At 67.1% G+C, this 12733-nt stretch carries 12 protein-coding genes and 1 pseudogene; 11 read left to right on the top strand and 2 right to left on the bottom strand.

All coding sequences use genetic code 11. The annotated features are described in order from the left end of the window. Positions 1–58 precede the first annotated feature (58 nt). A complete protein-coding gene (locus KME82_RS17665) occupies positions 59–565 on the top strand; it encodes a hypothetical protein (protein ID WP_215495212.1) in 507 nt (168 codons plus the stop codon). Between the two features lie 12 nt (positions 566–577). Here KME82_RS17665 and KME82_RS17660 read toward each other — a convergent pair whose 3' ends face one another. Further along, positions 578–2176 carry a DHA2 family efflux MFS transporter permease subunit gene (locus KME82_RS17660; RefSeq protein WP_215495211.1) on the bottom strand — a complete coding sequence of 533 codons (1599 nt, stop codon included), beginning with the start codon at positions 2174–2176 and terminating at the stop codon, positions 578–580. A 65-nt stretch (positions 2177–2241) separates the two neighbouring features. Here KME82_RS17660 and KME82_RS17655 point away from each other — a divergent pair, with 65 nt between their 5' ends. The 6 genes and pseudogenes from KME82_RS17655 to KME82_RS17630 all read left to right on the top strand — a co-directional run bounded on the left by KME82_RS17655 (position 2242) and on the right by KME82_RS17630 (position 7794). Then, positions 2242–2868, top strand: coding sequence for a TetR/AcrR family transcriptional regulator (locus KME82_RS17655; protein WP_215495210.1), 627 nt, complete (start codon positions 2242–2244; stop codon positions 2866–2868). Continuing rightward, the gene (locus KME82_RS17650) at positions 2865–3314 is read left to right on the top strand and encodes a PaaI family thioesterase (RefSeq protein WP_215495209.1); all 450 of its coding nucleotides are present in this window, start codon (positions 2865–2867) and stop codon (positions 3312–3314) included. The genes KME82_RS17655 and KME82_RS17650 overlap by 4 nt, the downstream gene beginning before the upstream one ends. Beyond that, positions 3311–4321 (top strand): annotated as a pseudogene (locus KME82_RS17645) (HlyD family secretion protein); the annotation flags it as partial. The gene KME82_RS17650 and the pseudogene KME82_RS17645, both read left to right, overlap by 4 nt. Positions 4322–5546: 1225 nt before the next feature. After that, the gene (locus tag KME82_RS17640; RefSeq protein WP_215495207.1) at positions 5547–6233 is read left to right on the top strand and encodes a hypothetical protein; all 687 of its coding nucleotides are present in this window, start codon (positions 5547–5549) and stop codon (positions 6231–6233) included. 100 nt (positions 6234–6333) lie between these two features. After that, positions 6334–6885: a hypothetical protein gene (locus KME82_RS17635; RefSeq protein ID WP_215495206.1), complete on the top strand. Its 552-nt coding sequence runs from the start codon at positions 6334–6336 to the stop codon at positions 6883–6885. 42 nt (positions 6886–6927) lie between these two features. Beyond that, entirely contained in the window at positions 6928–7794 is an 867-nt protein-coding gene (locus KME82_RS17630; RefSeq protein WP_215495205.1) for a hypothetical protein, read from the top strand. A 74-nt stretch (positions 7795–7868) separates the two neighbouring features. Here KME82_RS17630 and KME82_RS17625 read toward each other — a convergent pair whose 3' ends face one another. Next, positions 7869–8357, bottom strand: a complete 489-nt coding sequence (locus tag KME82_RS17625; RefSeq protein WP_191823316.1) for an NUDIX hydrolase — start codon at positions 8355–8357, stop codon at positions 7869–7871. A 244-nt stretch (positions 8358–8601) separates the two neighbouring features. Between KME82_RS17625 and KME82_RS17620 the strand changes: the two genes are divergently transcribed. The 4 genes from KME82_RS17620 to KME82_RS17605 all read left to right on the top strand — a co-directional run bounded on the left by KME82_RS17620 (position 8602) and on the right by KME82_RS17605 (position 12710). Then, complete coding sequence (locus KME82_RS17620; protein ID WP_215495204.1) at positions 8602–10002, top strand: M16 family metallopeptidase; 1401 nt, start codon at positions 8602–8604, stop codon at positions 10000–10002. 13 nt (positions 10003–10015) lie between these two features. Then, positions 10016–11440 carry a M16 family metallopeptidase gene (locus KME82_RS17615; RefSeq protein ID WP_215495203.1) on the top strand — a complete coding sequence of 475 codons (1425 nt, stop codon included), beginning with the start codon at positions 10016–10018 and terminating at the stop codon, positions 11438–11440. 152 nt (positions 11441–11592) lie between these two features. After that, on the top strand, positions 11593–12204 hold the full coding sequence (locus KME82_RS17610) for an NADPH-dependent FMN reductase (RefSeq protein ID WP_215495202.1): 612 nt from the start codon (positions 11593–11595) through the stop codon (positions 12202–12204). Further along, the gene (locus tag KME82_RS17605; RefSeq protein ID WP_215495201.1) at positions 12201–12710 is read left to right on the top strand and encodes an acyl-CoA thioesterase; all 510 of its coding nucleotides are present in this window, start codon (positions 12201–12203) and stop codon (positions 12708–12710) included. The genes KME82_RS17610 and KME82_RS17605 overlap by 4 nt, the downstream gene beginning before the upstream one ends. Positions 12711–12733 lie beyond the last annotated feature (23 nt).

Here is a 12733-nt window from a genome sequence, read left to right as displayed (position 1 = left end):
GATGACGCTCGTGGTGAGGGACCACCGTTCGAACCGGCATGCATCGATTCGCAGCGCGTTGCCTGTCGCCGCCGCGGCCTTGGCCGTGTGGCTAGCGGGTTGCGCCGCGCCGACGCGTCCGGATGCGGCCGCGCCGATGCACGACACGTTCGTCGGCACCTACCAGCGCGATCGCGACGACGATGAGCCCGGTGCGTTCCTGGAGATCTCGCGCGACGCGCAAGGCTATCGCCTGGCGATGCGCACCGATCGCGACAGTTGGAGCGAGCCGGTGCGGTTGTATCCGGCCAGCGAGCATCTGCGCCGCGGCATCTACGGCTACGGCCGCAAGATCGACGACGAAGGCCTGGTGACGCAGGACAATTTGGTCATCCTGCATGTCCCGCCGCAAGCCGAGCCCTGTATCGACTATCAGGGCGAATGCGTGCCGAACACGACCGGCTATTTCTTCCAGTATTACGGCCTCGTACCGCTGCGTCGCCTGAGCACCGGCGCGGCGCCGAGGGCGGCGAGCGCAGTCGAATCCGACGCGAAAGCCGACAGCAAACCCGACGCCGGGCGCTGAGCCCGCCCGGCCTCAATGCGCATCCGCGCTCGGCGGCGCCGGCGCCAGGCTGCTGCGGCACAGCGGCACCATGATCAGCGCGGCCAGGAAGATCCACGCCATCAACCGGAACACGTCGTTGAACGCCAAGGTCAGCGACTGACGCGCGACCACCTTGGCCATTTCGCCCTGCGCGATCAGCAGCGCCTGTGCGGGATCGGGCGTGTACTCGCCGACCCGCGCCGCCAATGCGGCGATGAAGCCGCCCGCGTGGCGTCCGGCTTCGCCCAGGCTCTCGCCGAAGCGCGCCGCGTGGATGCGGCTGTGATCGCCCAGCCAGGTGTTGACGATGGCGATGCCGAGCGCGCCGCCGAGATTGCGCATCAGATTGAACAGGCCCGAGGCGTAGCGCAGTTCGGTCATGGCGAAACCCGACAAGGCCATGTTCACGCTCGGCACGATGCACATCATGATCGCGAAACCGCGCAGCGCCTGCGGCGCGAGCAGGGCGGCGAAACCCCACTCGGCCGTGAGTTGCGAGGTCAGCCACAGGCTGGTCGCGAACAGCAGCAGGCCGACGGTGATCATGTGGCGCGCATCGACGCGCTGCGACAGGCGCGCGACCAGCACCGTGCCGAACAACTGGGCGATGCCGGTGACGAACACCGTGGTGCCGATGTCCAGGCTGTTGTAGCCGCGCACGCGGCCGAGGAACACCGGGATCAGGTAGGTCGATGAATACAGGCCGAAACCGATCACCAGGTTGAACACGCACGCGAACACGAAATTGCGATTGCGAAACGGCGACAGGCGCACGATCGGCCCCTTCGAACGAAACGAACGCTCCAGGAACAAGACGAACGCGACCAGCGAAAACCACGCGGCCATGACGATGCCGTCGTCCTCGAACCAGTCGTGGCGCGGGCCTTCTTCGAGCACGTACTGCAAACAGCCGAGGAACACCGCCATCGCCGCCAGGTGCGAATAGTCGATGCGCTTGAGCATCGGCAGGTTCGGCCGGTCCACGCGGATCAGCGAGTACGACAGCACCGTCACCGCGATCCCGGGCAGGATGTTGATGTAGAAGATCCAGCGCCAGCCGGCGACTTCGGTGAGCCAGCCGCCGACGGTCGGCCCGAGCGTCGGCGCCAGCACCGCGACCATGCCGAGAATCGCCGGGATTATCGCGCGCTGTTTGCCGGTGAACAGGGCGAAGCCGGTGGCGAACACGGTCGGGATCATCGCGCCGCCGACGAAACCCTGCACCACCCGGAACGCGACCATCGAATCGATGTCCCAGGCCAGCCCGCACAGCGCGCTCGATAGGGTGAACAAACCGGCCGACAAGGCGAACAGCACGCGGGTCGACAGGGCCTGGGCGAGAAACGCCGAGAACGGAATCATCACCAACTCGGCCATCAGGTAGCCGGTCTGCACCCAACTGATCTCGTCCGGTCCGGCCGACAGCCCGGCCTGCACCTCGTTGAGCGAGGCGGCGACGATCTGGATGTCGAGCAGGGCCATGAACTGGCCGAACGCCATGACCGCGAAGATCAGGAATTTGCGCGCGTTCGGCAGGTCGGCCGGGGCGATCGCGTCGGCCGCGGCGGGCGCGGGCAGGGAGGTGCTCATGGGGGCCTTGCCAAGCGCGGAGGACTTAGTATGATGATCGTCATATCAAGTCCGGCGGTCAAGTCATGCGCTACGACAGCGAACACAAACTCAAGACCCGCGAGCGCGTGCTCGCGGTCGCGGCCAACGCGATCCGCAGCCAGGGCCCGCACCGGGTCGGCGTGGCCGCGGTGATGAGCGAGGCCGGCCTGACCCACGGCGGCTTCTACGCCCACTTCGCTTCGAAGGACGAGCTGATCACCGCCGCGATCGATTACATGTTCATCGATGCGCGCGCACGCATCGAACATCACGCCTCCAGCGACAAACCGCCGGCGCAGGCGCTGGCGGCGTACATCGATTTCTACCTGTCGCCGCGCCATCGCGACGCGATGGGCAAGGGCTGCCCGGTCGCGGCGCTGGCCGCCGACGTGCCGCGCCTGGGCGTGGCCTCGCGCGAACGCTTCAGCGCGGGCGTGACCGCCTTGAGCGAACGCATCGCCGCGCCGATGGTGCAGTTGGGATATGCCGACGCGGCGGCCTTGTCGCGTTCGGTGCTGGCCGAATTGCTGGGCACGTTGGCGATCGCACGCAGCGAACCCGATGGCGCGCGCTCGGACGCGATCCTCGACGACGCGCGGCGATTGATCAAACGCCGGTTGGGCCTGGATGACGCGGGCCTGGACGACAACAAAAACGGAGCGCAGCGATGAGTCTTGTTGACGAAACCGGCGCGGGATTGAGCGGCATCGAACAACTGCGCGCGCTGATCGCCGCCGGACGCCGTCCGGGCATCGCGATCGCCCTGGATTTCACCCTGGCCGAAGTCGGCGACGGCACCGCCGTATTCGTCGGCACGCCCGGCCAGCACGCTTACAACCCGATCGGCATGATCCATGGCGGTTATGCCGCGACCTTGCTCGATTCGGCCTGCGGCTGCGCGGTGCATACCCGGCTGAGCGCGCAGCAGCTGTACACGACCCTGGAAATCAAGGTCGCCTACCACAAGGCGATCACCGACCAGAGCGGACCGATGCGCGCCGAAGGCCACGTGGTATCGATCGGCCGCCGCGCGGCATTCGCCGAAGCGCGCTTGATCGACGCCACGGGCCGGCTGCATGCCTCGGCGACATCGACGCTGTTGGTGATGGAGCGATGAGCGCCGCCGTGAGCGGCGCGGCCCAAGGCGCGGAAAAAACGCGTTGGCGGCCTTCGCGCAAGGCGGTGATCGCGGTCGCGGTGGCGGCCGCGCTGGCGATCGGCGGCGCGCTCTACATCCTCTCGCCGAAGCGCTCGGTCTCGACCGACAACGCCTATCTGCAGGCCGACAGCTCGATCATCGCGCCGAAAGTGCGCGGCCTGGTAGCGCATGTGTTGGTCAATCACAACCAGGTGGTCAAGCGCGGCGATGCCTTGCTGCGCATCGACGCCGAGGAGTTCGACGCCAAGGTCGCCTCGGCCGGCGCCGATCTGCAGGACGCGCGCGCCGCGGTGCAGGCCGCGCAAGCGGCGCTGGTGTCGCTGGATGCCGAACAGCGGCTCGCGCAGTCGACCGTGCATGCCGCGCAGGTGTCCATCCGCGCGTCCGACGCGCAGAGCGAAGTCGCTCAGGCCAATCGCAGGCGCTACGACAATCTGGTCGCTTCCGGCGCGGTCGCGCGCCAGGACGTCGAGCAGTTCCGCGCCGCGGCGATCACCGCCCAGGTCGGCGCGCAGCGCAGTCGCGCCGAATTCGAAGTCAGCCGCAACCAGGCCGATGTCACCCGCGCCAAGCGCGCGGCCTTGCAGGCGGGCCTGGCGCAGGCGCAGGCGAACGTGGCGCGCGCGCAGGCGGCGTTGAATCTGGCGTTGCAGGATCAGCGCCACACCTTAATCCGCGCGCCGATCGACGGCGTCGTCGCCGATCGGCAGATCGAGCAGGGCGATTACGTCCAGCCCGGCACGCGGGTGATGAGCATCGTGCCACTGGGGGCCTTGTACGTGGTCGCCAATTTCAAGGAAACCCAGACCGCGCGGATGATGGCCGGCCAACGCGCGAGCATCGAAGTCGACGCCTTGCCCGGCACGACCTTGCACGGGCGCATCGACAGTTTCGCGCCGGGGTCGGGGTCGCAGTTTTCGCTGTTGCCGTTCGAGCCGGGCACCGGGAATTTCACCAAGATCGTGCAGCGCGTGCCGGTGCGGATCCGCTTCGATCCGGGTCAACCCGAGTTGGCGCGGTTGCGTCCGGGGTTGTCGAGTACGGTGAGTGTGCGGCTGGATGCGCCGCCGCGGGCGACGTTGGTGTCGGCGGTGCCTTGATACTCCCTGCTGTTGCTGTTGCTGTTGCTGTTGCCGTTGCCGTTGCCATTGCCGTTGCCGTTGCTCGGCCCTCATCTGAGTCATTACTTCCAGCGCTGCGAAGCTTGTAACTCGCGTTAGCAACGGCACACCCGGAGGGCGGCGCACATGGATGTGCGCCGTGCGCCACCGGGACAGGATGTCCCGTGTGGCGCATGCCTGCGTCAGCACCGCACTTGCGGGCACTTGATTCAAGAAAAAGCGTTTTTCTTTGGTTACCTTTCTTTTGTCGCTTTAGACAAAAGAAAGTAACTCGGCCGCTTGCGGACGAAAGCCGTTGATCTTGCCTTCGGCTTCAAAGGCTTTGAAGCTTTAAAGCCTCAAAGACTTTAAAGCTTCCAGCAGGATCAAAAGCTTCCGCCACTAAAGCGGCGGGTCACTTTCTTTTGTCAAAAGCGACAAAAGAAAGGTAACCAAAGAAAAACGCTTTGTTGTGAATCAAAGGCCCGCAAGGTTGATGCTGACGCGGGCACGCGCCACACGGGACATCCATGTCCCGGTGGCGCGCGACGCGCATCCATGCGCGTCGCCCTCCGGGTGTGCTGTTGCTGACGCGAGGTTGCCGCTTCGCAGCGCTGGATGAACTGCGCGGCTTCAAGCGCAAGCAAATGCCACGTTGCTTACCTGTAGGAGCGGCGCAAGCCGCGACCGCGCCAATACGGCAACGTCGCAAGATACATCGCAGCTGCGCCCGGTCACGCTTATAAAAAAAATGAATGACACCGCGACTTGCCCGGCCCCCAAAACCACGGCGCCACCAAAGCCAGACTCACCGCGCCCGCTTGACCAAACCTGGCGACGCGCCAGCCGGCACGAATGCAGCCGCGACATCGCCGAAAAATAAGCGACACTTCGCCGCTGGCCAACGAACCTCATCACCCAACCCAACCCAACCCGATATCGAACCGATCGAACAGACCTGCACCGTCGACGACCACCGCCGAACAAATTCGATGAACATGCGCGCCGCAAGGGCACCGCGCGGAATATTGCCGGCGATGCGCGGGATGCAACGAGACACACCATGCCGATGCAAGCGATCTCCCGCCCAATGACCGACGACGAGCGACGCAAGCTGCTCAACCTCGGCGGCGCCCGCGATGCCCGCTTCGATCGCCCGATGCTGGCGAACTGGTTGACCACCGCCAGCATCGCAAGCCTGGCCTTGCTGTTCATCGCCGCCAGCTGGCCGTTGGTGCTGCGCGCAGGTTTGAGCGATCCCGATTGGGGCGCCGGATGGTTGCCGTATGCGATCGTCGCGTGCCCGTTGCTGGGCGCGGCGTATGCCAGTTATCGAACCTTGATGTATCGGCGCGAGGTCCGCGCGAACCGTCCGCGGATGTTCGGGTCGTATTGGGCCGACGCCGATGCCGGGACGATCCAGGAAGAACGTTATGAATTTCTCGACGGCCGCTGCGTGCATGAGCCCGAGATCGGCGGCCACGTCCATCTGCTGCGCGTGGACCGGGATCGTTGCCTGGTGATCTTCGACCTGCGCAGTTTCGATCTGGCCGAAGCCGGTCGTGATCCGATGGCCAGCGCGATGCAGCCGGCGCGGTGCGCGGTGCTGCGCCGCGCGCCGGTGTCGGGCTTGTTGATGAGTATCGAGTTCAGTGGGCCGGTCTTCGCCAAGACGCCGAGTCGGGCGCTGGGCCATGAGATGCCGCGATGGGCCGATCATGGCAAGATCTGGCGCGTTGCCTGGGACGTGATCGAGCGTCGGCTCGAGGCGGTGTAAGCCGCGAGACGCGCGGTTCGCGAGCAGGACGGTGGCGCCGATCCGGTGCCGATGCCGCGCCAGCGAGGCAAGGAATACTCCCGTGGTCATGGAGACGAGGATGCGACTCGAATCATGGATGCTCTGCGGCTGCGTGGCGATGTTGAGCGCCTGCGCCAGCGCGCCACCGCACGGCGCGACGCGGAGCGATGCCCACACCGGCGCGGTCGGCGTGCGCTCGATCGACAAGCTGCTGACCGCGCCCGAGCGCATGCAACTGGCCGACAACGAAACCTTCCAGATGCCGCTGGCCGAACGCGACAACGCCGCACCGACCTATCCGGACGAATTGCTGGCGCAGCGGTTGGCGCCGCAGACGGTTTGCCTGAACGTGGCGATCGGCGCGGACGGCCGGGTCAGCGGCAGCCGTCCGGTTGGAGTGGAAGAGGGCTGTCCGGCATCGACGGCCGCGGCTCCGCAGTTCGTCGAAGCCGCGCGCGCGGCGGTGCTGCAGTGGCGTTTCGATCCGGCGTTCCGCTGCGTCTATCCGGGCGCCAGGCCGCAGGAAGAAGGCTGCGTGACCGGCCGGGAGGAAGCGGTCGCGGTCAGCCTGGCTTTCAGCTTCGTGTTCGAACAAAAGCAAGGCAAGGGGACGGTGCGGGTCGGCGGTTGAGGGCGCGGCCAGGGTGCTCGCCAGCGACCTGGTGCAGTTGCGATGCAGGCGGTTACGCGCGTATCGCGCCACGGCGCGGTGGCCGACCGCGTGCTTTACCCGCGTCGGTCTTTTGCCGAAAGTACGAGACAGTGCTGGACACACGGAGGTACGGGCATGGCGGCGCGGACGACGATGGTGGCGATGACGCAGGACGAGCGCAGCAGGCTCGATTTGATGGTGCCGAGGGCGAACGAGTTGATCGAGTCGACGGACGATTCGCCTGACCAAATGCCTGCCCACATACGCGAATGGCGATGGGAGTGGCTCAAGAGCAGCGCCGCGGTCACCGGTTTTCTGCTGGCGTTGCTGATTGTTTCCGCATTGAGCATCCGTAGCGGCAGCGACCTGGGCGGCTGGGTCGCGGTCTATTGGCCGTACCTGCTCGCGGCCTGTCCGTTGCTGGGGACCGTGTATGCCTCGGTAAACGCCTGGACCTTCGCGCGGCAATGGCGGGCGATCAAGCGCAGCATGCTCGGCGCTTTTCAGGTCGATGCCCAGGCCGGAGTGGTGCGCGAGGAGCGCTACGCGTTGCGCGATTGCCGCGCCGTGCACGAGCCCGAAGAAGGCGGCCGCCTTTATCTGCTGCGCACTGACGACTCGCGCTGTCTGGTGGTGTTCGACTCGCAAAGCTTCGATCTGGCGCACAGCGGTGGCGATCCGGCGCAAAGCCCGTTGCGGCCGGCGCGCGAGGCGATCGTGCGTTGGGCGCCGGTATCGGGAATATTGTTGAACCTGGAATTTAGCGGCCCGCCGTTCCCGCACGGGCCGGCCGAACGCGTGAGCGGTTCGCTGCCGGACTGGGCCTGCCACGGTCGCACCTGGGAATTGGGTTGGGGCGACGTCGAGCGGCTTTTGTCGAAAGGGTAAGCGGGCTCGCCATTGTTCCGACTCGCCGCGTCAGTCTGCGAGTTCCGGGTTCCGCACGTCTCCGACCCGGCCGCTCAAACCCGCGAATACTTCCACGACACCATCCGCCCGTCGCGGTACGGCATCACCCCGTGGAACGCGCGCGGGTCGGCATCGAACACCAGCGGCAGGAACTCGCGGTCGCCTTCCCACATCGGCAGTTCGTGCAGGCGGTCCAGATCGACCCACTCCAGCGAACCTTCCGGATTGCTCGCGAACGGCGTGCCTTCGAAGGCGGTGATGGTGAACACGAAGCCGAGCCAGTCCTCGCCGCGCTTGCCGAACCCCGGCCAGCTGATGGTGCCGCGCAACTGCATCGCGGTGCAGTCGATGCCGGCTTCCTCGAAGATCTCGCGGCGCATGCCGGCGACCACGTCCTCGTCGGCCTCGAGCTTGCCGCCCAGGCCGTTGTACTTGCCGAGCTGGTGATCGTCGGGGCGGGCGTTGCGATGCACCATCAACACTTGGCGGCCATCGGGCGAAAGCACGTAGCCCAGGGTGGCCACGATAGGCGTGTACGGCATCGGCGGGTCGGTGGGGCAAGGACGCGGGGCGCACAGTGTCGGCGATTCGCGTGGCGACGGCCAGCGCCGGGCCGTGCGTGGCATCCCCTGCGTGACTTTCGACCCGCATGCGCATCGCGCCCGGGCAGGTTAAGGTGCGCGAGCCCGGGGCGCGTGGAGGGGATACGCCGCCGTTTCGCCATACCCGTACCGCATCATCCGACTCATCTCGACAGACCATCTCGACAAAAACAGGGAGCCACCCATGCGCACGCGTCATCTGAGCGTACTGCTGGCCGGACTGACCACGATCACGACCGCCGCGTTCGCTCCTGCGTCCGCGGCCGAGAGCGATCGCTGGCAAGTGCCGGTGGCGGTCAAGAAACTCGACAACGGATTGACCGTGGTCGTCTCCGAGGACCACAGCTCGCCGACCGTCGGCGTCAGCGTGGTCTATCACGTCGGCATGCGGCTGGAACCCAAGAACCGCACCGGCTTCGCCCATCTGTTCGAACACCTGATGTTCCAGGGCACGCCGACCGCGCCCAAGGGCGTGTTCGACCAGGTCATCAGCGGCGGCGGCGGCCGCAACAACGGTTCGACCCGCGCCGACTTCACCAACTACATCGAGGTCGCGCCGGTGTCGGCGCTCGACCGCATCCTGTGGCTGGAAGCCGACCGCATGAAGACCCTGGATTTCAACCCGACCACGCTGAAGAACCAGCAGGACGTGGTCAAGGAAGAAATCCGGGTCAACGTGAAGAACCAGCCCTACGGCGGCTTCATGTGGATCGACATCGGCCAGCACGCGTTCCAGAAGTGGGAGAACAACCACGACGGTTATGGCAGCTTCCAGGACCTGGAAAACGCCAGCCTGGCCGACGTGCAATCGTTCCATCGCGACTACTACGGCCCCAACAACGCCGTGCTCGGCATCGCCGGCGACATCACCCCGGCCGAGGCCTTCCAACTGGCCGACAAGTACTTCGGCGCGATTCCGGGCCGCTCCACGCCGACCCCGCCGGATTACAGCGAAGGCCTCAACACCCAGGAAAAGCGCGTCAACCAGACCGACGCGCTGGCGCAGGTGCCGGCGATCGCCGCGGCCTGGAAGATGCCCGCGCGCGGCAGCCGCGATCACGCGCCGATGGCGGTGCTCGGCAGCGTGCTGGCCGGCGACGAGGCCTCGCGTCTGTACCAGAGCCTGGTCAAGCGCAAGCAGGTCGCGCTCAGCGTCGAGGCGCTGTACGGCCTGACCGATCCGTGGACCTACAACGGCCCGACTTTGTACACCTTGTTCGCGCTGTACAAGCCCGACAGCAGCGCCGACGCGGTGCTCGCGGCGATCGACGAGGAAGTGGCGAAGATCGCCCAGGGCGGGGTCGATGCGGCCACGCTCAAGCGGGTCAAGACCAAGATGCTGGCCGATTGGTACAACGGCCTGGAAAGCTACATCGACCGCGCCGACACCGTCGCGCGCATGCAGACCCTGTGGGGCGACGCCAACGTGGTCAACAAGATTCCCGGCTGGATCGAAGCGGTGACCTCGGCCGACCTGCAGCGCGCGGCCAAGACCTACCTGACCCGCGCCAACCGCACCGTGATCGACCGCCGGCCGACCGCCATGGCCGCGCCCGCCGCCGCCGCGCCGTCCGGCCAGAACTGAGCGAGGAGACGACATGAACATGCACAAGAACCTGCTCGCCCTGGCGACCTCGCTGGCCCTGGTTGCGACCGGCGGCGCCGCGCTCGCCGGTCCCACCGCCAAACTGCCTTCGCAACTGCCGCCGCTGGCCGCCGACAAGGCCTTGCCGGTGCCGCAGATCGCGCAGAAGACGCTCGCCAACGGCCTGGAAGTCTGGGTCGTGCCGCGCAAGGGCCTGCCGCGGGTCGACTACGTGCTGGCGGTGCGCAATGCCGGCTTCGCCGCCGATGCCGCCGACGCCTCGGGCTTCGCCTCGCTGTATGCGCAGTTGCTGACCCAGGGCACGCCCAAGCGCGACGCCAAGGCGATCGCCGAGGCCGCGCAGGGCTACGGCGGCACGCTCGCCGCCGGCGCGCTCAACGACGGCGTGATCCTCAGCGGCTACGCGCTGCCGACCCAGTCCGAAGCGATGCTGCGGTTGCTGGCCGAAGTCGCCCAGCAGGCGAACTTCCCCGACGCCGAGGTCAAGCTCGCCCAGGCCAATGCCTTGCAGGAATTGAAGGTGTCGCAGGCGCAGCCGGGCTTCAAGGCCACCCGCGCCTTGCTCGCGGCGACCTACGGCGATCATCCCTACGGTCACACCCAGCCCACCGAGGCCGCGCTCAACGCGGTCACCGCCGACAAGGTCCGCGCCGAACACGCGCGCCGTTTCCGTCCCGAGCGCGCGTTGTTGATCGTCACCGGCCGGATCAGCGCCGAGGAGGGCTTCAAGTACGCGCAGGCCGCCTTCGGTGACTGGAAGGGCAGCGGCGAGCCGATCGCCGACACCGCGCCGGCGCGGCGCGAGGCCAAGCCGCAACGCCTGTTCGTGCAGCGCGACGGCAGCGTGCAGTCGGCGGTGCGGCTGGGCCGTCCGGCGATCGCCGCCACCGATGCCGACTACATTCCGGCGCAGCTGGCCGGCATCGTCCTCGGCGGCGGTTTCAGCAGCCGCTTGATGCAGAACCTGCGCGAGGACAAGGGCTACACCTACGGCGCGCGCGGCGGGCTCAACGCCCTGCGCGCCGGCGGCATCGTCCAGGCCTCGGCCGACGTGCGCAACGAAGTCACCGGCGCTGCGATCGGCGAATTCATCTACGAATTCGGCAAGCTCAACGATTACCCGGTGCCGGCGCAGGAGCTGGAAGACACCAAGCGCTATGTGGCCGGCGGTTATCTGATCGGCAACCAGATGCAGGCGTCGGTGGCGTCGTCGCTGGCGAGCAACTGGCTGTACGGCCTGCCGCCGCAGTTTCTCGGCGAGTACGTGCCGAAGGTGCGCGCGGTCGGCGCCGAGCAGATCCAGGCGGCGGCGAAGAAGTACTACGCGACCAAGGACCAATCGATCGTGGTGGTCGGCGACTACAAGGCCGTGCAGAGCCAGCTCAAGGAGTACGGCGAGTTCAAGCTGGAGAAGTGAGCGCCGCTTGAGCGCGCGCGGCCGTGCGCGCCGCCGCGATGGTTGGAAACGACAACGCCCCGGCCTCGGCCGGGGCGTTTGCGTTACGCGATGCACTCACCCGGCTCAGCGGCGGCTCGCGCATAATCGGGCGATTCGCCACGGAGCACCGCATGTCCGCCAGCCCGATCGACCCGTCCCCGCGCCTGCTCGCCTTCGCCGGCAGCCTGCGCGCGGGGTCCTACAACCGCCGCCTGATCCCGGTGCTGGCCGAGGGCGCGCGCGCCGCCGGCGCGCAGGTGACCCTGATCGAACTGCGCGATTACCCGTTGCCGATCTACGACGGCGATATCGAGGCCGAAGGCCTGCCCGAGAACGCGCTGCGCCTGCAGGCGCTGCTCGGCGAACACGACGGCCTGTTGATCAGCACGCCCGAATACAACGGCTCGATGCCGGCGCTGGTCAAGAACACCCTCGACTGGATCTCGCGGCCGATGCCCGGCGGGCGTTCGGGCACGACGCTGTTCGCCGACAAGGTCGCCGGCATCGTCTCGGCCTCGCCCGGGCCGCTGGGCGGCCTGCGTTCGCTGCTGGTCCTGCGCGACGCGCTGGCCAAGCTCGGCCTGATCGTGGTGCCGCAGCAGGTCGCGGTCGGCCAGGCCGCCGACAAACTGCACGACTACGGCCAACTCGACGACGAACGCGCGCGCGAAGCCGTGCATCGGGTCGGCGCGGCGGTGGTGCGGCATTTGAAGGTCTACACCGCCACCGGAGCCAGCGCATGAAAGGCCAGCAACGCGAATTGAACCTGCGCTTTCTCGCCCAGCCCACCGACGTCAACTACGGCGGCAAGGTCCACGGCGGCATGGTGATGAAATGGATCGACCAGGCCGGCTACGCCGCCGCGGTCGGCTGGAGCGGCAAGTACAGCGTGACCGTCGCCGTCGGCGGCATCCGCTTCGTCGCCCCGATCCGGATCAGCGATCTGGTCACCGTCCACACCAAGCTGATCCTGACCGGCAACAGCAGCATGCATTTCGCGGTCGACGTGAAAGCGCGCGACCCGGGCCTGGACGACGGCGAGCCGGAGGAGCGGCTATGCACGCACTGCGTGATCGTGTTCGTGGCGATGGATCAGGTCGAAGGCAAACCGACCGCGGTGCCGTCGTGGACGCCGGAAACCGAGGACGACAAGCGCCTGGCCGAATACGCGCTCAAGGTGATGGAGCTGAGCAAGGGCATCGAGGCGACGGTGGAGCGGTATGTGCATGAGGGCGAGCCGGGGAAGTAGCCCGCGCGTCGTTGCCGTTTCGC

Source organism: Lysobacter capsici (assembly GCF_018732085.1).
Classification (GTDB): Bacteria; Pseudomonadota; Gammaproteobacteria; order Xanthomonadales; family Xanthomonadaceae; genus Lysobacter; species Lysobacter capsici_A.
This window is presented reverse-complemented; position numbering and strand designations above follow the sequence as displayed.